Origin of the sequence: Caballeronia sp. AZ7_KS35 (assembly GCF_023631045.1) — a bacterium.
GTDB lineage: Bacteria > Pseudomonadota > Gammaproteobacteria > Burkholderiales > Burkholderiaceae > Caballeronia > Caballeronia zhejiangensis.
Window position 1 is genome coordinate 99,310 of record NZ_JALQDV010000001.1, and the last position, 20,774, is coordinate 120,083.

At 60.9% G+C, this 20,774-nt stretch carries 19 protein-coding genes; all 19 read right to left on the bottom strand.

Annotated features, from left to right (window positions below; genetic code table 11):
* Nucleotide 1 precedes the first annotated feature (1 nt).
* Nucleotides 2-949 carry an alpha/beta hydrolase gene (locus NCT05_RS00470; protein WP_250501577.1) on the bottom strand — a complete coding sequence of 316 codons (948 nt, stop codon included), beginning with the start codon at nt 947-949 and terminating at the stop codon, nt 2-4.
* 615 nt (nt 950-1,564) lie between these two features.
* The gene (locus NCT05_RS00475) at nt 1,565-3,295 is read right to left on the bottom strand and encodes an AMP-binding protein (RefSeq protein ID WP_250501578.1); all 1,731 of its coding nucleotides are present in this window, start codon (nt 3,293-3,295) and stop codon (nt 1,565-1,567) included.
* Nucleotides 3,296-3,574: 279 nt separating this feature from the next.
* Entirely contained in the window at nt 3,575-4,000 is a 426-nt protein-coding gene (locus NCT05_RS00480) for a F0F1 ATP synthase subunit epsilon (RefSeq protein ID WP_008352481.1), read from the bottom strand.
* A 77-nt stretch (nt 4,001-4,077) separates the two neighbouring features.
* Nucleotides 4,078-5,472 carry a F0F1 ATP synthase subunit beta gene (gene atpD / locus NCT05_RS00485; protein WP_033536458.1) on the bottom strand — a complete coding sequence of 465 codons (1,395 nt, stop codon included), beginning with the start codon at nt 5,470-5,472 and terminating at the stop codon, nt 4,078-4,080.
* A gap of 38 nt (nt 5,473-5,510) precedes the next feature.
* On the bottom strand, nt 5,511-6,395 hold the full coding sequence (gene atpG / locus NCT05_RS00490) for a F0F1 ATP synthase subunit gamma (protein ID WP_175979661.1): 885 nt from the start codon (nt 6,393-6,395) through the stop codon (nt 5,511-5,513).
* A gap of 64 nt (nt 6,396-6,459) precedes the next feature.
* A complete protein-coding gene (atpA, locus tag NCT05_RS00495; RefSeq protein WP_008352478.1) occupies nt 6,460-8,001 on the bottom strand; it encodes a F0F1 ATP synthase subunit alpha in 1,542 nt (513 codons plus the stop codon).
* A gap of 70 nt (nt 8,002-8,071) precedes the next feature.
* Nucleotides 8,072-8,614 (bottom strand): F0F1 ATP synthase subunit delta, encoded by a 543-nt coding sequence (locus NCT05_RS00500; protein ID WP_034472325.1) that lies wholly within the window; start codon nt 8,612-8,614, stop codon nt 8,072-8,074.
* Between the two features lie 2 nt (nt 8,615-8,616).
* Entirely contained in the window at nt 8,617-9,087 is a 471-nt protein-coding gene (locus tag NCT05_RS00505; protein ID WP_008352476.1) for a F0F1 ATP synthase subunit B, read from the bottom strand.
* Between the two features lie 133 nt (nt 9,088-9,220).
* Nucleotides 9,221-9,490 (bottom strand): F0F1 ATP synthase subunit C, encoded by a 270-nt coding sequence (gene atpE / locus NCT05_RS00510; protein ID WP_007180033.1) that lies wholly within the window; start codon nt 9,488-9,490, stop codon nt 9,221-9,223.
* A gap of 89 nt (nt 9,491-9,579) precedes the next feature.
* Nucleotides 9,580-10,431: a F0F1 ATP synthase subunit A gene (atpB, locus tag NCT05_RS00515; RefSeq protein ID WP_008352455.1), complete on the bottom strand. Its 852-nt coding sequence runs from the start codon at nt 10,429-10,431 to the stop codon at nt 9,580-9,582.
* Between the two features lie 177 nt (nt 10,432-10,608).
* The gene (locus NCT05_RS00520) at nt 10,609-11,154 is read right to left on the bottom strand and encodes an ATP synthase subunit I (protein WP_081851863.1); all 546 of its coding nucleotides are present in this window, start codon (nt 11,152-11,154) and stop codon (nt 10,609-10,611) included.
* 211 nt (nt 11,155-11,365) lie between these two features.
* A complete protein-coding gene (locus tag NCT05_RS00525; RefSeq protein ID WP_008352451.1) occupies nt 11,366-12,502 on the bottom strand; it encodes an SLC13 family permease in 1,137 nt (378 codons plus the stop codon).
* Nucleotides 12,503-12,514: 12 nt separating this feature from the next.
* Nucleotides 12,515-13,417 (bottom strand): ParB/RepB/Spo0J family partition protein, encoded by a 903-nt coding sequence (locus NCT05_RS00530; protein WP_008352449.1) that lies wholly within the window; start codon nt 13,415-13,417, stop codon nt 12,515-12,517.
* Nucleotides 13,418-13,461: 44 nt separating this feature from the next.
* Nucleotides 13,462-14,241: a ParA family protein gene (locus tag NCT05_RS00535; protein ID WP_008352447.1), complete on the bottom strand. Its 780-nt coding sequence runs from the start codon at nt 14,239-14,241 to the stop codon at nt 13,462-13,464.
* A 76-nt stretch (nt 14,242-14,317) separates the two neighbouring features.
* Nucleotides 14,318-14,983, bottom strand: coding sequence for a 16S rRNA (guanine(527)-N(7))-methyltransferase RsmG (gene rsmG, locus NCT05_RS00540; protein WP_250501579.1), 666 nt, complete (start codon nt 14,981-14,983; stop codon nt 14,318-14,320).
* On the bottom strand, nt 14,980-16,944 hold the full coding sequence (mnmG, locus tag NCT05_RS00545; RefSeq protein WP_250501863.1) for a tRNA uridine-5-carboxymethylaminomethyl(34) synthesis enzyme MnmG: 1,965 nt from the start codon (nt 16,942-16,944) through the stop codon (nt 14,980-14,982). Before mnmG ends, rsmG begins: the two co-directional genes overlap by 4 nt.
* A gap of 156 nt (nt 16,945-17,100) precedes the next feature.
* Nucleotides 17,101-17,850, bottom strand: coding sequence for an ABC transporter ATP-binding protein (locus NCT05_RS00550; protein WP_250440315.1), 750 nt, complete (start codon nt 17,848-17,850; stop codon nt 17,101-17,103).
* On the bottom strand, nt 17,847-19,619 hold the full coding sequence (locus tag NCT05_RS00555) for a branched-chain amino acid ABC transporter ATP-binding protein/permease (RefSeq protein WP_502800877.1): 1,773 nt from the start codon (nt 19,617-19,619) through the stop codon (nt 17,847-17,849). The genes NCT05_RS00550 and NCT05_RS00555 overlap by 4 nt, the downstream gene beginning before the upstream one ends.
* A 4-nt stretch (nt 19,620-19,623) precedes the next feature.
* Entirely contained in the window at nt 19,624-20,679 is a 1,056-nt protein-coding gene (locus NCT05_RS00560) for a branched-chain amino acid ABC transporter permease (RefSeq protein ID WP_008352437.1), read from the bottom strand.
* Between the last annotated feature and the right edge of the window lie 95 nt (nt 20,680-20,774).

Consider the following 20,774-nt stretch of genomic DNA (forward strand, 5'->3'; position numbering starts at 1 on the left):
GTCAGCGCGCGGCGCGCAAGAGTTCGCCGGTGCGCTCGCCGATCTTGCGCAGCCAGCCGAGCGCCGCGTCGGACTGTGAATGCATGCGGCCGAACCCGTGCGTCATGTCGCGCGCGTCGATCAGCTCGACACGGCCGCCGTTCGCTTGTAGGAAGCGTTCGAGTTCGACGGCGTCGTCATAGAGCGGATCGTACGCCGCCGCGACGACGATCGCGGGCGCCGGCGTGCGCTCGAACGGCTCGGAGAGCGGAAAGGCGCGCACATCGTGCGCCTGCGGTGTTTCACCCGAAAGGAACTGGGTCCAGTACCACTTCATCTCATCGTTCGTGAGACCCGGACAGTTCGCATTGGCGATGCAACTCGGGCTCTCGAACTGACGACGCATGACCGGGTAAAGCAGCAGTTGCAAGCCGACGATGCCCGCGACGCGCTCGTTCGCGCCGCGTGCCGCGACAACCGCCAGATGCGCGCCCGCGCTGTCGCCGCCGACAGCCAGCCGGTCGGTCGCGAAGCCGAGCCGCGACCGGTGCTCCGCGAGCCAGAGCAGCGCGTCGAGCGCGTCTTCGCACGGCGCGGGAAACGGATGCTCGGGCGCGAGCCGGTAGTCGACGCTCGCCACCGCGCATTGCGAGTCGCGCGAGAGCCGTGCGACGAGGCCATCGTGCGTGTCGATATCGCCGACGACCCAGCCGCCGCCGTGAAAGTACACGATCAGCGGCAGCGGGCCGCGCGCCTCTTTCGGCTTGTAGATGCGGGCGGCAAGCGTGCGGCCTTCGAGATCGAGCTGAATATTTTCCGCCGTTACGGCATCGTCGCGCTCTCCGGCGTAAGCTCGAGCGACCTTGCTGAAGCGCTCCCGGATTGCCAGCGCGTCCGCGTCGGGCGGCAAAGCCGGAAAAGCGTCCTTGACGGCGCCGTAATAGCGAAGCAGGGCTGCATCAATGCTCATGCGTATCTCCATAGGTTTTTGTGTCGTTATGCGCGCGCGGCCTGCTTTGCGCATCGATTTCATGCGTCCGGGCGTTCGATTTCCGCGAAAAAAATAGAATAATCGCACGAGTTCGAAAATCTGCAATCGCGCGTCAAGTCATCCCCAACGGATTAATCGTCCGAATAACAGACAATATATCGGTCGAAATCTGGACAATCGCGCTCGAAAATTTCCTCCGAGCCTTATCGGGCGCGGGTTACAACCTGAAACACTTTGTTACGGCGACCCGGATTCAATTCGCCCACAATCTGTTGAAACGGTTTCAACACGGATGTATTGGGTCGCGTCGTGCGAAAACAACGTGATCCGATGGCAGGCTGTGGCCGAAGCACTCACATTTGGGGCATCGGTGTTGGGGTCGTTATTCGAATGCAAGGCATTCGACACATCCCACGTTTGGTCTCCTCGCGCTAACCCCGTAGCGTGTGGTTTTTAGCGGGCTCCAGGCCCGCTTTTTTTTCGCCCGGACAAACGTTTGCGTTTTGGGATTCAACACCCGAACGTTTCGTCCAATGACAGAAGGGAGCGCCGCAGCGCTCCCTTTGTCTTTTCACCGCGAAGCAGCGCCGAAGTTCAGGCCGTTTTGGCCTCGGCGATCTTCAGTTCGTCGATCATGCGGGCGCGCATCACGAATTTCTGCGCCTTGCCGGTGACGGTCATCGGCAGTTCGTCGACGAAGCGGATGTAGCGCGGAATCTTGTAGTGCGCGATCTGTCCTTGGCAAAACTCGCGAATTTCCTCCTCGCTCGCCTGCTCGCCGGGACGCACGACGATCCACGCGCATACTTCCTCACCGTATTTCTGATCGGGCACGCCGAAGACCTGCACCGACTGCACCTTCGGATGACGGAACAGGAATTCCTCGATTTCGCGCGGATAGACGTTCTCGCCGCCCCGAATCAGCATGTCCTTCAGGCGGCCGACGATATTGCAGTAACCTTCCGCGTCGATGGTCGCGAGGTCGCCGGTGTGCATCCAACCGTCGACGATCGCCTCGCGCGTCTTGGCGTCGTCGCCCCAGTAGCCTTTCATCACCGAATAGCCGCGCGTGCACAGCTCGCCGGTTTCGCCGACCGGCACGATATTGCCCAGCGGATCGACGATCTTCACTTCCAGATGCGGCTGAATGCGTCCGACGGTCGTGGTGCGCTTGTCGAGCGGATCGGTCGTCGAGCTCTGGAAGGATACGGGGCTTGTCTCAGTCATGCCGTACGCGATCGTGATCTCGCTGAGATGCATGTTCGACACGACGCGCTTCATCGTCTCGATCGGACACGGCGAACCCGCCATGATGCCCGTGCGCAGCCGGCTCAGATCGTACTTCCCGAAGTCCGGGTGATCGAGTTCGGCGATGAACATCGTCGGCACGCCATGCAGCGCCGTGCATTTTTCCTCGTGCACGGCAGCGAGCGTCGCGGCGGGGTCGAAGGCTTCGCCGGGAAACACCATCGTGCAGCCCGTCGATACGCACGCGAGCACGGCCAGGACCATGCCGAAGCAGTGATACAGCGGCACCGGAATGCACAGCGAATCCTGCTCGGTCAGGCGCATCGCCATTGCGATATAGCGCGCGTTGTTGACGATGTTCCGATGTGTGAGCGTCGCGCCCTTCGGATTGCCCGTGGTGCCGCTCGTGAACTGGATGTTGATTGGATCGTCCGGCTTCAGCTTCGCCTCGACTGCGTCGAGCGGCGTCGCGTCGAGCCGTTCGCGACCGGTACGCATCACGTCCTCGAAATTGAGCATGCCGGGCGTCTTGCTCTCGCCCATGCGGATCACGGCGCGCAATTCCGGCAGCTTCCCGGCGTGAAGCGCGTTCGGCTCGGCATGCGCGAGTTCGGGCGCGAGCGTCTGCAGCATCTCCAGATATTTCGATGACTTGAACTGCTCGGCCGCGATGATCGCCTTGCAGCCGACCTTGTTCAGCGCATATTCGAGCTCGGCCAGCCGGTACGCCGGATTGATGTTGACGAGCGTGGCGCCCATGCGCGCGGTGGCGAACTGCGTGAGCAGCCATTCGATGCGGTTGGGCGACCAGATGCCGACGCGATCACCCGCCTCGATGCCGAGCGCGAGCAGTCCGCTCGCGAGCACGTCGACCTGATTTGCGAACTCGCGCCACGTCCAGCGGATGTTCTGCTCGCGGAACACGACGGCCGGGCGATCGGGGAATCTCCCAGCGGTTTCGAGAAGGAAGCGCGCAACGGTCGCGTCGCTCAATGGGATGTCGGTCGCGCCGCGAACATAGGAAATGCCGTCGCGCGGTTCGATCTGCGCGCCGGCGTGGGTCGGTTCAGTTGTCATCGATGGTCTCCGCCAATGTGAATCGCCGCCCGGTGAAGGCTAATTGGAGGCCATTGTGCATCGCGAGGACGAGCGCGGGCATTGAGTGTTTCCCGCAATGCCGCTTTCGTGGAATCGGCGAAAGATGCGCTGAATCAATCGCTTACGTGAATCGGAGTGAGCGCCACATAACCGTTATGCAGATTTGCGCGCGCGACTTGCCGATTAGGAGCATAAAAAAAGCAGCCCGAAGGCTGCTTTCTTGACCTGCTGATCGCTGCTGCTCGATGCGTCGTGCGCTTAGTGCTTTGCGTGCGCCTTGCGCAGACGTTGGATCGCCGCGAGTTGAGCCGTCGCGTAAGCGAGTTCCGCTTGCGCGGTCGCGTACTCGAGCTCCGAGGTGTTGTTTTGAATCGCTTCCTCGGCGCGCTTCTTCGCCTGCTCTGCCTTCGCTTCGTCGAGATCCGCGCCGCGGATGGCTGTATCGGCGAGCACGGTCACGATGCCCGGCTGGATTTCGAGAATCCCGCCGGCAACGAACACGAACTCTTCCGTACCGTCTTCCGCCTCGATACGCACCGCACCGGGACGAATGCGCGTGATGAGCGGCGTATGACCCGGCAGAATGCCGAGTTCACCCGCTTCGCCCGGCAGCGCGACGAACTTCGCCTGGCCCGAGAAGATCTGCTCTTCCGCGCTGACGACGTCTACCTTGATGGTTGCCATGTATGTCGACTCCTGTCGTCGGTGTCATGAGTGGACGCCCGCGCTGCGCGGACGTCCGCCTGAAAAACACCCGACTCTTACTGGATCTTCTTGGCCTTTTCGAAGGCTTCGTCGATCGTGCCGACCATGTAGAACGCCTGCTCCGGCAGATGATCGCACTCACCTTCGACGATCATCTTGAAGCCGCGGATGGTTTCCTTCAGCGGCACGTACTTGCCCGGCGAGCCCGTGAACACTTCAGCAACGTGGAACGGCTGCGACAGGAAACGCTGGATCTTACGAGCGCGCGCAACCGACAGCTTGTCTTCCGGCGACAGTTCGTCCATGCCCAGAATCGCGATGATGTCGCGCAGTTCCTTGTAGCGCTGCAGCGTCTGCTGCACGCCGCGCGTGATCGTGTAGTGCTCTTCGCCAATCACGTTCGGGTCGATCTGACGCGAGGTCGAATCGAGCGGGTCCACTGCCGGATAGATACCCAGCGAAGCGATGTCACGCGACAACACGACGGTTGCATCCAGGTGGCCGAAGGTCGTAGCCGGCGACGGGTCGGTCAAGTCATCCGCAGGGACGTACACGGCCTGAACGGACGTGATCGAGCCGGTCTTCGTCGACGTGATGCGCTCTTGCAGCTTGCCCATTTCTTCAGCCAGCGTCGGCTGATAGCCCACTGCCGAAGGCATACGGCCGAGCAGTGCGGACACTTCCGTACCCGCCAGCGTGAAACGATAGATGTTGTCGACGAAGAACAGCACGTCGAGGCCTTCGTCACGGAAGTGCTCGGCCATCGTCAGACCGGTCAGCGCGACGCGCAGACGGTTGCCCGGCGGCTCGTTCATCTGGCCGTAGACCAGCGCGACCTTGTCGAGAACGTTCGAGTCCTTCATTTCGTGATAGAAGTCGTTCCCTTCACGGGTACGCTCGCCCACGCCCGCGAACACGGAGTAACCGCCGTGCTCCTTCGCGATGTTGTTGATGAGTTCCATCATGTTCACGGTCTTGCCCACGCCTGCACCGCCGAACAGACCGACCTTGCCGCCCTTCGCGAACGGGCAGATCAGGTCGATAACCTTGATGCCGGTTTCGAGCAGTTCCGTCGACGGCGACAGCTCGTCGAACGAAGGTGCGTTCTGGTGGATCGAACGCGTCGTTTCCGATTCGATCGGACCCGCTTCGTCGATCGGACGGCCGAGCACGTCCATGATGCGGCCGAGCGTCGGCTTGCCGACCGGCACGCTGATGGGCTTGCCCGTGTTCTTGACCATCGTGCCGCGGCGCAGGCCGTCGGATGCACCCAGACAGATGGTGCGAACCACGCCGTCGCCCAGCTGCTGCTGGACTTCGAGCGTCAGTTCGGTGCCTTCCAGAATGAGCGCGTCGTAAATCTTCGGCATTTGCGCACGCGGAAATTCCACGTCGATAACGGCGCCGATGCACTGTACGATCTTGCCTTCTACCAAAGCAGTAGTACTCATCGCATTTCCTTTAGATACTGTGTTCTTTCACGCGGCCGTCAGACCGCTGCGGCGCCGCCGACGATTTCCGACAATTCTTTCGTAATCGCGGCCTGGCGGCTCTTGTTGTAGACGAGCTGCAGTTCGTTGATCACGGTCTTCGCGTTGTCCGACGCGGCCTTCATCGCGACCATGCGCGCGGATTGCTCCGACGCCATGTTTTCCGCGACCGCCTGATAGACGAGCGCTTCGACGTAGCGCACGAGAAGCTCGTCCACCACGGTTTGCGCGTCCGGCTCGTAGATGTAGTCCCACGAGGTCTTCGGCGTGACGCCGTCTTCGTCCTTCGCGTCCAGGTCGTCCACCGACAACGGCAGCAGTTGCTCGATCACCGCTTCCTGCTTCATCGTGTTGATGAAGCGCGTGTACGCGAGGTACACCGCGTTGATCTTGCCTTCCGAATACAGGTCGAGCTGCACCTTGATCGCGCCGATCAGCTTTTCCAGATGCGGCGTGTCGCCCAGTTGCGTGACTTGCGACACGACCTTCGCCTTCAGGCGATTCAGGAAGCCGAGTCCCTTGCCGCCGATCGCCGAAGCTTCGATCTGGACACCGCTTTGATCGAGTTCCTTGATCTTGTTCAGCGACGCACGCAGGATGTTCGTGTTCATGCCGCCGCACAGACCCTTGTCGGTCGTGACGAGGATCAGGCCGGCCGTCTTTGCGCCCTTGTTCTCGACCATGAACGGATGGCGATACTCGGGGTTCGCACGGCTCATGTGCGATGCGATCGAACGGACCTTGTCGGCATACGGACGGGCGGAACGCATGCGCTCCTGGGCGCGGCGCATCTTCGATGCGGCGACCATTTCCATCGCTTTCGTGATCTTGCGCGTGTTCTGCACGCTCTTGATCTTGCCGCGAATTTCCTTCATTCCAGCCATTGCTTACTCCTTGATCGAAGCCGCGCGACGTCCGGTGACATCGCGCGTTGCTCCTCTATCCCGATCAATAAGCGCCCGACTTCTTGAAGTCCTTCAGCGCGGCATGCAGTGCGCCTTCGTCGTCCTTCGACAAGTCTTTATTGTCTTCGATGCGCTTAATCAGATCGCCGTGGCTGGTCTTCAGGAATTCGCGCATGCCCTTTTCGAATGCGAGCACTTGCGAAACTTCGAGATCGTCCAGATAGCCGTTGTTGGCTGCGAACAGCGCGACGGCCAGTTCCCACACTTGCAGCGGCTGATACTGCGGCTGCTTCAGCAGTTCCGTCACGCGGCGGCCGCGCTCGAGCTGCTTGCGGGTGGCTTCGTCGAGGTCCGATGCGAACTGCGCGAACGCGGCGAGCTCACGATACTGCGCGAGGTCGGTACGGATACCGCCCGACAGCTTCTTGATGACCTTCGTCTGAGCCGCACCGCCGACGCGCGACACCGACACGCCCGCGTTGATAGCAGGGCGGATACCGGCGTTGAACAGGTCGGTTTCCAGGAAGATCTGGCCGTCGGTAATCGAGATCACGTTCGTCGGAACGAATGCGGTCACGTCGCCGGCTTGCGTTTCGATGACCGGCAGTGCCGTCAGCGAACCGCTCTTGCCTTTCACTTCGCCGTTCGTGAACTTCTCGACGTACTCTTCCGAGACCCGAGCCGCACGCTCGAGCAGACGCGAGTGCAGATAGAACACATCGCCCGGATACGCTTCGCGGCCCGGCGGACGGCGCAGCAGCAGCGAGATCTGGCGATACGCCCACGCCTGCTTGGTCAAGTCGTCATAGACGATCAGCGCATCTTGGCCGCGATCGCGGAAGTATTCGCCCATCGTGCAGCCGGCGTACGGCGCGAGGTACTGCATCGCGGCCGATTCCGAAGCCGAAGCCGCCACGACGATGGTGTAAGCCATCGCGCCGGTTTCCTCGAGCTTGCGCACCACGTTCATGATCGACGAAGCCTTCTGGCCGATCGCGACGTAGATACAGATGAGATCCTTGCCCTTCTGGTTGATGATCGCGTCGACGGCCACCGCGGTCTTGCCGCACTGACGGTCGCCGATGATCAGCTCGCGCTGGCCACGGCCGATCGGCACCATCGAGTCGATCGACTTCAGACCCGTCTGCACCGGCTGCGACACCGACTTACGCCAAATCACGCCCGGGGCGATCTTTTCGATTGCGTCCGTTGCCTTCGCGTTGATCGGGCCTTTACCGTCGATCGGGTTGCCGAGCGCGTCGACCACACGGCCGACGAGTTCCGGACCGACCGGCACTTCGAGAATGCGGCCCGTCGTCTTGACGATGTCGCCTTCCGAGATGTGCTCGTACTCGCCGAGAATAACGGCGCCGACCGAGTCACGTTCGAGGTTCAGCGCGAGGCCGAAGGTGTTGCCCGGGAATTCGAGCATTTCGCCCTGCATCACGTCCGACAGGCCGTGGATACGCACGATACCGTCGGTCACGGAGATCACGGTGCCCTGGTTGCGAACGTCCGCGCTCGCTTCAAGGCCCTGGATCCGGCTCTTGATCAGCTCGCTGATCTCAGAGGGATTGAGTTGCATTATTCGCTCCTGATAGTCAATTCTGTTGCGTGCCAGTCATCAGACTCGGTTGATCGCATTAATTCGCAAATTAAGCGGTCAGAGCCGTCTGCATGCTGGCGAGGCGCGCGCGGACCGAGGTATCGAGCACTTCGTCGCCAACCGTCACGCGAACGCCGCCGATCAGCGACTGATCGATTTCGACGGTCGGTTTCAGCTTGCGCTGGAACTTGCGTTCGAGGCTTGCAACGAGGTCGTTCAACTGTTCGCCTTCGAGGGGGAACGCGCTCACGATGTGAGCATCGGCAGCACCTTCACGGGCGTTCTTCAGCTCGTCGAACTGGACGGCGATTTCCGGCAGCAGCGGCAGGCGATGGTTCTCGACCAGCATGCCGACGAAGTTCTTCGCTTGAGGCTGGCTTTGGGCCAACGGCGACTTCACTGCGGCGAGCAGGAGATCGACGATTTGCTGGCGGCTCACCTTCGGGCTCGAAGCGACCGTTTCCACTTCGGGCAGACGCGCAACCTGTGCCAGCTCCTCAACGAAGGTGGACCAGCCCGCGAGATCGCCGGTTTCGGCCACGCGGAACAGCGCTTCTGCGTAAGGACGAGCGATGGTTGCAAGTTCGGCCATGATCAGAGCTCGGTTTTGAGTTGATTCAGCAGATCGGCGTGTGCCTTCTGATCGACTTCGCGCTTCAGAATCTGCTCAGCGCCTTTCACAGCCAGCGCAGCGACTTCGCCACGCAGCGCTTCGCGAGCCTTCACGATTTGCTGGTCGGCGTCGGCCTTGGCTTGCGCAACGATACGCGCGGCTTCGGCTTGAGCGTTGGCCTTGATTTCTTCTGCGACTGCGGCAGCGCGCTTTTCAGCGTCGGCGATGCGTTGCTGGCCGTCGTTGCGCGCTTGCGCGAGTTCCTGGTCGACGCGCTTGTGCGCAGCTTCGAGTTCCGCTTTGCCCTTGTCGGCGGCGGCGAGGCCGTCGGCAATCTTCTTCGAGCGCTCGTCGAGGGCGTTGATCAACGGCGGCCACACGAACTTCATCGTGAACCACGCGAGGATCAGAAACACGACCATTTGCGCAAACAGGGTTGCGTTGAGATTCACGGTGTTTCCTTAAACGTTGCTTGATCGGAGGTGAAACGGTTAAAAGGCGCTCATCGGCTTGTTGAGCTCGATCAGCGCCTCACCCGTTCCGTTCAGCGTCTTTAAAAAGTCAGACGCACACTTCCGAGGAACCTCAGCCTGCGAGCTTCGAGAGCAGCGGGTTCGCGAACGCAAACAGCATTGCCACACCAACGCCGATCAGGAACGCCGCGTCGATCAGACCAGCCAGCAGGAACATCTTGGTCTGCAGCGGGTTCATCAGTTCCGGCTGGCGGGCGCATGCTTCGATGTACTTGCCGCCCATCAGACCGATACCGATACAGGCGCCGATTGCACCCAGGCCGATGATGATGCCGATACCGATGGCGGTCAGACCTTGGATGTTGGCGATGAAAGCTTGCATGATCACTCCTTTGATTAAAGACTTTGGAACTGGATTTATAAAAAACGAAAACCTAAAACCTGAACGATTCCGGAACGTGCCGCAACGCGTCAGTGTGAGTCATGCGCCTGGCCGATGTACACCAGCGTCAGCATCATGAAAATGAACGCCTGCAACAGCACGATCAGAATGTGGAAGATCGCCCAAACCGTGCCCGCGACCACGTGGCCGATGAAGCCGAGCACGGAAGCGTCCGCACCGAACGTCCACATGCTGCCCAGAAGGGCGATCAGCAGGAACAGCAGTTCGCCGGCGTACATGTTGCCGAACAGCCGCATGCCGAGCGACACCGTCTTGGCGACGAACTCGATGATGTTCAGCGCGAGGTTCGGAATCCACAGCAGCGGATGCGCGCCGAACGGAGCGGACAGCAGTTCGTGCACGAAGCCGCCAGCGCCCTTGATCTTGAAGTTGTAGTAGATCATCAGCACGAACACGCCGAGCGCGATACCGATGGTGCCGTTGAGGTCAGCCGTCGGAACGATGCGATGATGCGGAAGGACGTTTTCGAGACCGAGCCAGCCGATGATGCGCGGCGGCAGATCCACGGGGATGAAGTCGAGCGAGTTCATCAGGGCGACCCAGACGAATACGGTCAGCGCGAGCGGAGCGATGAAGCGGCGGCTGCCGTGGATCATCGACTTCGACTGGTCTTCGACCATTTCGACCAGCATCTCGATGGCGCACTGGAAACGGCCGGGAACACCGGACGTCGCCTTGCGTGCAGCAAGACCGAGAATGACGATGGTGATGACACCGCACACGATCGACCAGAACAGCGTGTCGAGATTCCAGACGTGGATGTCGAAGATCGACGTCTGTGCGTGCGTGGAAAGATTCTGCAAGTGGTGCGCAATGTACTCGGACGGATCCAGAGCGTGCGTTCCTTCGCTAGCTGCCATATCGTTAAAGCCACCCAAATTGTCAAAAATCTTTCGCCGCCTGTCGCTTCCGAGCCGCCGCTTCGCGTCGCGGCTCCGGGTCGAGAGGCCCGAGTGCGGCACAACGTCCGCACTTGTTCATACGTGATGCTACTTACAATCCGTGCTGCGGGCACTTACCTGGGACGTCAAGAATCGTCACCGAAGCGCCATTGCAACCCAGTAAGTCTTCAGAGCGACGATGTACGTAACGAGCAGCGGCAACCACAACGCGCTCTTGTACCAGTACGCGACCGCCACGAACATGGCGATCGTCGCTCCCATCTTGAGCGCTTCGCCGATCATCCAGCTCATGATCGTCTCCGCGCCGCTCTTCGCCCGCAGGCGCGCGGCGAACAGAGCGCTCGGCACCCAGCAGATCGCTCCCCCCAGAAATGCGGACAGCGCAGCATCGCCCGGCGGCTTGTAGAACAGCCACCACAACAGCGTCGCACCCAGGGACAAAACCATTTGCGCTGCCACGACCTTAAACGGCGTGACACGCGATGGACGACTCACCTCGGGCCCAAACAGCTTCTGTGCCTGATCCCGCGTGAGCGGAACGATATTATTTTCTTGCGCTTCGGCATCCCACGAGTCGCTCGACGAACTGCGCGGCTGATTTCCGGAGGCGTTTTCATCGCCGGTTGCGTGAGCGTCCGGCGCTCGATTTTCCTCTCGCACCGTCTTCCAACCTTCAACCAAAAGTCCGGGAAAATCACCCTGCGCTTTCGCTGCGCTTTCGAGGTGGCCTAGCTGATAAATCCGGGCGATTGTAAGCGATTGTTGTCACGGATTCAATAGTTTAGGCGCGTCAAAAACCAAGCAGACGAACCTTAAAAAACGGTCTCAAAAGCGAGACTTTCCTTGCAATTGCAAGGAGATTTTCATTCGATGGAGGAGCCTGCGCCGAGCATCAAACGAGCGCCCAGCCGATGACGATTGCCACGATCCAGAACGGGATCGACACCATGTGAAATGGCATCCACATGCCTTTTTCACCCGACAAGCGCACGGCGATGAGATTCGCGAGCGAACCGATTGCGATACCGAATCCACCGACGCTCACGCCAAATGCGAGCGCGCGCCAGTCCTTCGAGAACTCCGCGAGCACGATGGCCGCCGGCACGTTGCTGATGGCCTGCGACAGCACCGCGCCCGCCGCATACGCGCGCATCGGCGTATCGATGCCTATATGGGCGATGCCTGCGTGAATCGACGGCAAGGCGGCCGCGCTGCGCAGCACGATGAACATCATCACGAAGATGAGGAGCAGCAGCCAGTCGATCTTCAACACGACTTCACGTCGCCACAACAGGAAGACGGCCGCCAGAACGGCCAGCGCCGGGCCGGCGTGATGCGCATCGGCGAGCGCGACGAACGCCGCAAACGCGAGCACGCTGACACCGCACAGCACGCGATCGACGCGATGTTCCTCGACATCGCCGGAAAGATCCAGCGGCTCCGCGCGGAACATCGCGAACGTGACGATGCCGAGCAGCGCCATCAACGCGGCGCACAGCGGCAGCATCGCCCAGACGAACGCCGGGAAGCCGACGCCGCTCGTCTGCCACAGGAAAAGGTTCTGGGGATTGCCGAGCGGCGTGAGAATCGAGCCTGCGTTGACCGACAGCGCAATGACGATGACGAGCCGTTTGATCGGCAGCGGCGCGAGCTTGTGCAACGACAAGGCGAGCGGCACGACGGCGAAAAGCGCTACGTCGTTGGTCAGCACCGTGGAGAGGCCCGCGGCGAGCGCCACGAGCAGCAGCGCCAATGTACGCTCGCCATGAATGTGATGCACGAGGCGATGCGCGGCCCACATCAGGAATCCTGATAATTCGATGGCCTTGGTCAGCACCAGCAGGCCCGCGAGTGTAAGCACCGTCTGCCAGTCGACGAGACCCGGCAGGGACATCCACGGACGTGGGTGGGCGATCTGCAACACGACGAGCGCGAATACCAAAATGGCGAGAACCGGCTCTTTCGAGACGGCCCGCCAGATGCGCGCAAGAAAGTCGGAACGTGTACGGTTGACGTCGAATTCGGACAAGATGTGCGCGGGTCAGGCTGTGGGAGTCGTCGCTTCGATGCTGCCGCGCAGCTTCGTCAGAATGCCTTCGAGCGAGTCGAGCGTGCCGAAATCGATCGTGACTTTTCCGCGCCCTCTTCCGCCCAGCTTGATCTTCACGTTGGCCGATAGCAGATCCGACAACTCTTCTTCGAGCCGACGCGTATCACGTCCGCCGTCGTTCGCGGCGCGTGCTTTTGTCGCAGGCGCTTCCTTGGTCGTCGCCGCGACGAGGCGCTCCGTTTCACGCACCGACAAGCGGCGATTGACAACGTGATTGGCAAGTTGAATTTGCGTCGCTGCGTCGACGGCGAGCAGTGCGCGCGCGTGGCCCATGTCGAGGTCGCCGGCGAGGAGCATCGTCTGAACGGGCGTCGCCAGGTTCAAAAGACGCAACAGATTAGAGACGGCGCTGCGCGAGCGGCCGACCGACTCGGCAGCCTGTTCGTGCGTGAAGCTGAACTCATCGAGCAGGCGCTGGATGCCCTGCGCCTCTTCCAGCGGATTCAAATCCTCGCGCTGGATGTTTTCGATCAGCGCCATCGCTGCGGCAGCCTGATCTGGCACGTTTTTTACAAGAACGGGGACTTCATCGAGCCCCGCCAGGCGCGCGGCGCGAAAACGCCGCTCGCCTGCGATGATTTCATAGTGATCGTCGCCGACGGAGCGCACGAGGATCGGTTGCATCAGCCCTTGCGCGCGGATACTCGCCGCGAGCTCCTGAAGCGCGCCCTCGTCCATGCGCGTGCGCGGCTGATACTTCCCGGCCTGCAGCTTGTCGAGCGGCAACACCGACGGCGTGCCTTCACCGCGCACGGCTTCCGTAATGTCGACGCTGCCGCCGAGCAATGCATCCAGGCCTCGGCCCAAACCCTTCTTTTTCATCACAGCGCTCATTTCGGTTCCTCCATCGGCGTGACTGCCGCATCGAATGGGTTTGCTTAGTTGAGGTCGAGCGCACGCACGCGCTCGATCATTTCCGTGCCGAACTGGATATACGCCTGCGCGCCGCGCGACGATTTGTCGAACACGACACCCGGCAGCCCGTAGCTCGGCGCCTCGGCAAGACGCACATTGCGCGGGATCACGACATCGAACAGCTTGCTGCCGAAATGCTCTTTCAATTGATCCGACACTTGTTGTTGCAGCGTGATCCGGGGATCGAACATCACGCGCAGCAAGCCGATGACCTTCAGGTCGCGGTTCAGATTGGCGTGAACCTGCTTGATCGTGTTCACGAGGTCGGACAGCCCTTCCAGCGCGAAGTATTCGCACTGCATCGGAATCACGACGCCGTGCGCCGCGCACAACGCGTTGAGCGTCAGCAGCGAAAGCGCCGGGGGGCAATCGATCAGCACGAAGTCATAGTCATCGACTACTTCTTCGATCGCGACGCGAAGAATGCGCTCGCGGTTTTCCATGTCCACGAGTTCGACTTCCGCGCCAGCGAGTTCGCGATTGGCCGGCAGCACGTCGTAACCAACGGCCTCCGGACGGGTACGCGCTTCGCGCAGCGTGACGCCATCGACGAGCACTTCGTAAACCGTGTTCTCGCACGCGGCCTTGTCGATGCCGCTACCCATGGTCGCGTTGCCCTGCGGGTCCAGGTCGATCAGCAACACGCGCTGACCCAGCCCCGCGAGGCTCGCCGCGAGATTGACCGCTGTCGTGGTCTTTCCAACGCCGCCCTTCTGATTTGCGACGCAGAAGATTTTTGCCATCGTTTAGTGTCCTCGTTTCTTCGCTGTCAGAAGATCAGCGTGCCTGGAATGGCGGATGAAAACCTTCAACGAACCGTCATACCGGCTCGACGGCAATCTCGACGAGATGCCGTTCGGCGTCGAGCATCGGCACATTCAAGCGCTCGATGCCGAGCACCGTGGCGCCCGCCGGCACTCGCGCGGCTTCGGCATCTGGCTTCACCCCTTTCATCGCCAGAATCCGCCCGTTGTCCGCAACCAGATGACGCGAAAGTGTAACGAAATCGGAGAGCTCTGCGAATGCGCGCGACACGATTACATCGAATTTTTCCGGTACTTCGATGCCTGGACGTAAACTTTCGACGCGCCCGGTTACGACAGACAGATTGTTCAGACCTAACTGGGCCTTCGCCTGCGACTGAAAAGCTGTTTTCTTGTGGACGATGTCATTCAACGTCACACGCACATCTGGCTGCGCGATCGCCAGCACGACGCCGGGCAAACCGCCGCCCGAACCGACGTCCAGCAGAGTCGACGGATTTCGCGCGGATACAGCCGGGACGATCGCGAGCGAATCCAGAATGTGCTGGATCAGCATCTGCTGCGGGTCGCGGATTGCCGTCAAGTTATAGACGGAGTTCCACTTGCCGAGCAGCGCGACATAATCGAGTAATTTCTGGCTTTGCGAAGACGACAGCGCGAGGCCGAGCGCGGCGACGCCCTTTTCGAGCGTCGTCGCCAGAGTTTGGTTGCGCTCAGTCATTGAACCGCCGTCGTATTACCGCTTGTCGAATCGTCGCTAGGCGAGTTGCGGCCGCGACGTCCCGCGCCGCGCTTCAGATGCACCATCAGCAGCGAGATCGCGGCCGGCGTAATGCCCGAGATTCGCGATGCCTGACCGATGGTCTCGGGCCGGTGCTGAATCAGTTTCTGGCGAGCTTCAAACGAAAGGCCGCGGACTTCGTTGTAGTCGAGACCTTCGGGCAGGCGCGTATTTTCCTGCGCGCCGTTCCGCACGATCTCGTCCGCTTGCCTGTCGATGTAGCCTTGGTACTTCACGCCGATTTCGATTTGCTCCTTGATCTGGCTGAGAAGAACCGAATCCTCCGCTAACGGCGCGTCCGGGCCACACGCTCCGTCGCGCAGCGCGCAGATGCCGTCGTACGAAACACCCGGCCGGCGTAGCAGATCCGCCAAGCTGTACTCATGGTCGATCGGCTTGCCGAGCAACGCGGTCGCCTCTTCGGCCGGCAGCGTCTTCGGGTTGACCCATGTCGAGCGAAGACGCTGTGTTTCACGTGAAACAGCGTCGCGCTTGCGGCTGAACGCGTCCCAGCAAATATCGTCGATGACACCAAGCTCGCGGCCAATTTCCGTGAGACGCATATCCGCGTTGTCCTCGCGGAGCGACAGACGGTACTCCGCGCGGCTCGTGAACATGCGGTACGGCTCAGATACGCCCCGCGTCACGAGATCGTCTACGAGCACGCCCAGATACGCCTGATCTCGACGCGGCGACCACGCCTCTTTACCTTGGACTTGGAGTCCGGCGTTGATTCCCGCAAGCAAGCCTTGCGCAGCTGCCTCTTCGTAGCCGGTCGTACCGTTGATCTGTCCGGCGAAGAACAAGCCGTTGATCGCCTTCGTTTCCAACGACGCCTTCAGCGCCCGCGGATCGAAGTAGTCGTATTCGATCGCATAGCCAGGACGAAGGATGTGCGCATGCTCCAGGCCCCGCATCGAGCGCACGAGCTCGAGTTGCACGTCGAACGGCAGACTCGTGGAGATGCCGTTGGGATAGAACTCGTTCGTGGTCAGTCCTTCCGGCTCCAAGAAGATCTGGTGCGCGTCTTTCGAAGCGAAGCGGTGGATCTTGTCCTCGATCGACGGGCAATAGCGCGGTCCGACGCCTTCAATAACGCCCGTATACATCGGCGATCGATCGAGTCCGGAGCGGATGATGTCATGCGTCCGCGCATTCGTGTGCGTGACCCAGCACGGCATTTGACGCGGATGCTGCTCTACTCGACCCAGAAACGAGAACACCGGGATCGGATCGAGGTCGCCCGGTTGCTCTTCGAGCTGAGAGAAATCTATCGTGCGGCCATCGATGCGCGGCGGCGTGCCCGTTTTGAGACGGCCCTGAGGCAGCTTCAATTCCTTCAGACGCGCGGAAAGCGACACCGCAGCGGGATCGCCCGCGCGACCGCCGACATAGTTATTCAGACCAACGTGGATCTTCCCATCGAGGAACGTCCCTGCGGTCAGCACGACGGCGCGCGAGCGGAAACGCAGACCCACCTGGGTCACAGCACCGACGACGCGTTCGCCCTCGACCATCAAATCATCGACCGCTTGCTGGAACAGCCAGAGATTCGGTTGATTTTCCAGCCGATGGCGGATCGCCTGCTTGTACAGAAGGCGATCAGCTTGGGCGCGCGTCGCCCGCACCGCCGGCCCCTTCGACGAATTGAGAATGCGGAACTGAATGCCGGACTCGTCCGTCGCCGCAGCCATGGCGCCGCCGAGCGCGTCGACCTCCTTGACGAGATGGCCTTTGCCAATCCCGCCAATGGACGGATTACAGCTCATCTGACCGAGCGTCTCGATGTTATGGGTCAAAAGCAGCGTTTTGCAGCCCATACGCGCGGAGGCGAGCGCCGCCTCAGTGCCCGCGTGACCGCCTCCGACGACGATCACATCAAATTCTGTGGGATAAAGCATTGGGATATCGTGTGCGAACGACACGAACCTGAAGAGAGAATAGCTTTGAATTATAACGGTTTCTTCCCGCCCTCGAATTCGGTCAAACGGGCAGAGACGAAAAAATGGCGTGTTTCACGTGAAACACGCCATCGGTGGGCACCGCCGTTGTGGCGTCTAAGCCACTTTTTTCGTCAGGCCAAGATAAGTCTCGATAACTTGGGGATTGTGTTGAAGCGCATCTGCGTTCCCTTCGAGGGCAAACTCACCCGTCTCGAGAACATAGCCGTAGTCGGAGATTTGCAGCGCCGCGCGTGCATTTTGTTCAATCAGCAGCGTGGCAACGCCCGTCTGACGCAGAGCGCTGATGATATGGAAAATCTCCTTGACGATCAGCGGCGCCAGCCCGAGGCTCGGCTCGTCGAGCATGAGAATTTGCGGCTTACCCATCAGCGCGCGGCCCACCGCCAGCATCTGTCTCTCTCCACCCGACAAGGTTCCGGCCGCTTGCTTCCGCCGTTCCTTCAGTCGCGGGAAAAGCTGAAACACATGATCGAGCTGATCGAGATAATTCCGTTCGCCTGCCTTCTTACGCCGATAAGCGCCGAGCACGAGGTTGTCCTCTACCGCCATCGTCGCGAATAGCTCGCGTTTTTCCGGCACCAGGCACATTCCACGTGCGACACGACGCTCAATCGGTAACGCAGAGATATCTTCTCCAAGATATCGCACAACGCCCTTCGAATGCCCCGTCTGCGGCAGCGCACCCATGATCGCGTTAAGCAGCGTCGACTTTCCTGCGCCGTTCGGCCCGATGACGGAAACGATCTGCCCCGCGCCGACGGTGAGCTTGCCGTCGTGCAACGCCTCGACCTTGCCGTAGCGTACCGACAAGCCGTCCACTTGAAGAATCGGATCTGCCATCATTCCACCCCACCCAAATATGCTTCGAGCACCGCAGGATCCTTCTGGACTTCTGTCGGCAATCCTTCGGCGATCTTGGTGCCGAACTCCATCACCACAAGCCGATCCGTCAGATTCATCACGAAGTCCATGTCGTGTTCGACCAGAAGAATGCTCATCCCTTCGGCGCGAAGTTTTCGCAGCAAGTCAGCCAGTTGTAGCTTTTCCTGATACCGCAAGCCGGCGGCAGGTTCGTCCAACAGCAACAGAGTCGGATCGCAGCACAGCGCGCGAGCGATTTCCAGAATCCGCTGCTGACCCAGCGCGAGACTCCCCGCTTCGCTATAAATGTGCTTCTCCAGCCCGACGCGCTTGATCTGCTTCGCGGCCTCCGCCATCAGCCGCGCTTCCTCCGCCGCGTTCAGACGAACGACGCTGCGCCAGACGCCCGTATTGCCACGCAGATGCGCTCCGATCGCGACGTTCTCCAGAACCGTCATCCCCGGCAGCATCTTGACGTGTTGAAACGTCCGCCCGATGCCACGTTTGACGATCTCGCGCGAAGTCAGCTTCTCGATGCGTTCGCCGTGAAAACTGATCGCGCCGCTCGTCGCTTGAAGCACGCCTGTGACGAGATTGAACGTCGTGGATTTGCCTGCGCCGTTTGGTCCGATCAAACCGATGATCTCGCCGGCCTTCACCTCGAAACTGACATCATTCACCGCGACGAGCCCACCGAACTGCTTGCGCGCCTTGTCGACAACCAGCAAGCGCTCGCCCGCCGTCGGTTTGCTGCGCTGCGGTAGGGCGTCGCCGTGATCTGGAACGTGAGCGCGAGGACCACGAGGAAAGATGCGCGCGACGAACGGCCATACGCCCTGTCTCGCGTATTGCAACAGCAGAACCATCACGACGCCGAAAACGATGATCTCAAAATTGCCGTTGGCGCCGATCAGCTTGGGCAGAAGCGTCTGCAGATAATCCTGCAGAACGGTGAGGATCGTCGCACCGAGAATCGCACCCCAGACGTGCGACACGCCGCCGACCACCGCCATGAACAGGAACTCGATGCCGTGATTCAGCCCGAACGGCGTCGGATTCACCGCGCGCTGCAAGTGCGCGTACAGGAAGCCGGAAATGGCCGCCAGAACTGCTGCATAAATGAAGATGACCACGCGCATCCACGCCGTATTGACCCCCATCGCCTCGGCCATCGTGCCGCCTCCGCGCAATGCGCGAATCGCGCGGCCTGGCCGACTATTAAGCAGATTCTGAACAGATATCACCGCGAGCAGCACGACGACCCAGATCAGGTAGTAGATGCTGCGCCCCGATTCGAGCTGCCAGCCGAACACGTTGAGCACCGGAATCCCATTGATGCCGTCGTACTTGCCGAGCAGTTCCATGTTGCCGAACAGATAGAACAGCGAGAGGCCCCACGCGATCGTCCCGAGCGGCAGAAAGTGCCCGGAAAGACGCATGGTGATAAGACCGAGCAGCAGCGCGATAAATGCCGTCAGCACGACGCCTGCGATGAGCGCGAGCCACGGCGAGACGCCATAGCGCGTCGTCAGGAAGGCCGTCGCGTATGCGCCCACGCCGACAAACGCAGCCTGGCCGAAGCTCGTCATCCCGCCGATGCCCGTCAGCAGAACGAGGCCGATCGCGACGATCGAATAGAGGCCGATGTAGTTCAGCAGCGTGATCCAGTACTCGGGCACGGCGACCGGCCCGGGCAGAATCGGCAACGCGAAAACGATCAGCAGAAAGATCCAGAAAGAACGGAATTTCATCGGCTCACTCCTCGTCCTCATCCGAATGCGGGCTCGCCAGGCTTCGCCACAGCAGCACCGGAATAATCAGCGTGAAGACGATCACCTCCTTGTACGCGCTCGCCCAGAACGACGAATACGATTCGAGCAGACCCACGAGCAGCGACCCCGCCGCCGCGAGCGGATAGCTCACCAGACCGCCGACGATCGCGCCCACGAAACCCTTCAGGCCGATCAGAAAGCCCGAGTCGTAGTAGATCGTCGTGATGGGCGCGACGAGCACGCCGCAGAGCGCGCCGAGCCCGGCCGCGAGCGTGAACGCGAGGCGCCCCGCCTGTGTCGTGCCGATGCCCACGAGCCGCGCGCCCAGACGATTCACCGACGTCGCGCGCAACGCCTTGCCGGAAATCGAGCGATCGAAGTAGAAGTACAGCGCGACGATCAACACGACAGCCGTCCCCACGACCCACAGGCTTTGCCCGGAGATCGATACGCTGCCGAGATTGAAGTTGGCGTCGGAGAATGCCGTCGTGCGCGATCCTTCGGCGCCGAACATCACGAGCCCGAGGCCGACCATCGCGAAGTGCACGGCGACCGCGACGATCAGCAGCAACAGCGTGCTCGCCTCCGCGATCGGCTCATAGGCGAGGCGATAGACGAACGGCCCCATCGGCACGACGATGAGAAGCGTCAGCGCGATCTGGGCCAACATCGGCAAAGGCTGCGCAAAAGCGGCTTGCGTAATGCCCCAAACCGCAACGGGAAACAGCAGATACTTGCCGGCCAGGACGGTGAGCAAGCGTCCGATCTGGTGATATCGCGAAGGATGCCGAACGATGCCAGCGAGTTCGGCGATAAAGCAGCCGACGCCCATCGCGATGAGCAAATAGCAGGTGGCGGGCAGCTTCTGCGTCTGCAGCGCGGCCAGCGTAAGCGCGCCATACGCGACGAACTCGCCCTGCGGAATGAAAATGACGCGTGTCACGGAGAACACGAGCACCAGCGCGAGCGCGAGCAACGCGTAGATCGCGCCCGTGGTGATCCCGTCCTGCGCGAGGATCGCCGCAATCGATAAGTCCATACTTCCTCTTTGGAGCTTCTTGTGAAACATGGTCAAGCGGCGCGCCGTTGCCGGTGCGCCGCTTGTTCTACGAGATCATCTCGAAATTAAGAAAC

Excerpts from the sequence above, each read along its gene's own strand:
- NCT05_RS00530 (WP_008352449.1), bottom strand. The coding sequence starts at position 13,417 with ATGAGCGCTGTGATGAAAAAGAAGGGTTTGGGCCGAGGCCTGGATGCA.
- atpD (WP_033536458.1), bottom strand. The coding sequence starts at position 5,472 with ATGAGTACTACTGCTTTGGTAGAAGGCAAGATCGTACAGTGCATCGGC.
- NCT05_RS00550 (WP_250440315.1), bottom strand. The coding sequence starts at position 17,850 with ATGATGGCAGATCCGATTCTTCAAGTGGACGGCTTGTCGGTACGCTAC.
- NCT05_RS00555 (WP_502800877.1), bottom strand. The coding sequence starts at position 19,619 with ATGAAATTCCGTTCTTTCTGGATCTTTCTGCTGATCGTTTTCGCGTTG.
- NCT05_RS00560 (WP_008352437.1), bottom strand. The coding sequence starts at position 20,679 with ATGGACTTATCGATTGCGGCGATCCTCGCGCAGGACGGGATCACCACG.
- atpB (WP_008352455.1), bottom strand. The coding sequence starts at position 10,431 with ATGGCAGCTAGCGAAGGAACGCACGCTCTGGATCCGTCCGAGTACATT.
- atpE (WP_007180033.1), bottom strand. The coding sequence starts at position 9,490 with ATGCAAGCTTTCATCGCCAACATCCAAGGTCTGACCGCCATCGGTATC.
- NCT05_RS00475 (WP_250501578.1), bottom strand. The coding sequence starts at position 3,295 with ATGACAACTGAACCGACCCACGCCGGCGCGCAGATCGAACCGCGCGAC.
- NCT05_RS00535 (WP_008352447.1), bottom strand. The coding sequence starts at position 14,241 with ATGGCAAAAATCTTCTGCGTCGCAAATCAGAAGGGCGGCGTTGGAAAG.
- rsmG (WP_250501579.1), bottom strand. The coding sequence starts at position 14,983 with ATGACTGAGCGCAACCAAACTCTGGCGACGACGCTCGAAAAGGGCGTC.
- mnmG (WP_250501863.1), bottom strand. The coding sequence starts at position 16,944 with ATGCTTTATCCCACAGAATTTGATGTGATCGTCGTCGGAGGCGGTCAC.
- NCT05_RS00480 (WP_008352481.1), bottom strand. The coding sequence starts at position 4,000 with ATGGCAACCATCAAGGTAGACGTCGTCAGCGCGGAAGAGCAGATCTTC.
- NCT05_RS00470 (WP_250501577.1), bottom strand. The coding sequence starts at position 949 with ATGAGCATTGATGCAGCCCTGCTTCGCTATTACGGCGCCGTCAAGGAC.
- atpA (WP_008352478.1), bottom strand. The coding sequence starts at position 8,001 with ATGCAACTCAATCCCTCTGAGATCAGCGAGCTGATCAAGAGCCGGATC.
- atpG (WP_175979661.1), bottom strand. The coding sequence starts at position 6,395 with ATGGCTGGAATGAAGGAAATTCGCGGCAAGATCAAGAGCGTGCAGAAC.
- NCT05_RS00500 (WP_034472325.1), bottom strand. The coding sequence starts at position 8,614 with ATGGCCGAACTTGCAACCATCGCTCGTCCTTACGCAGAAGCGCTGTTC.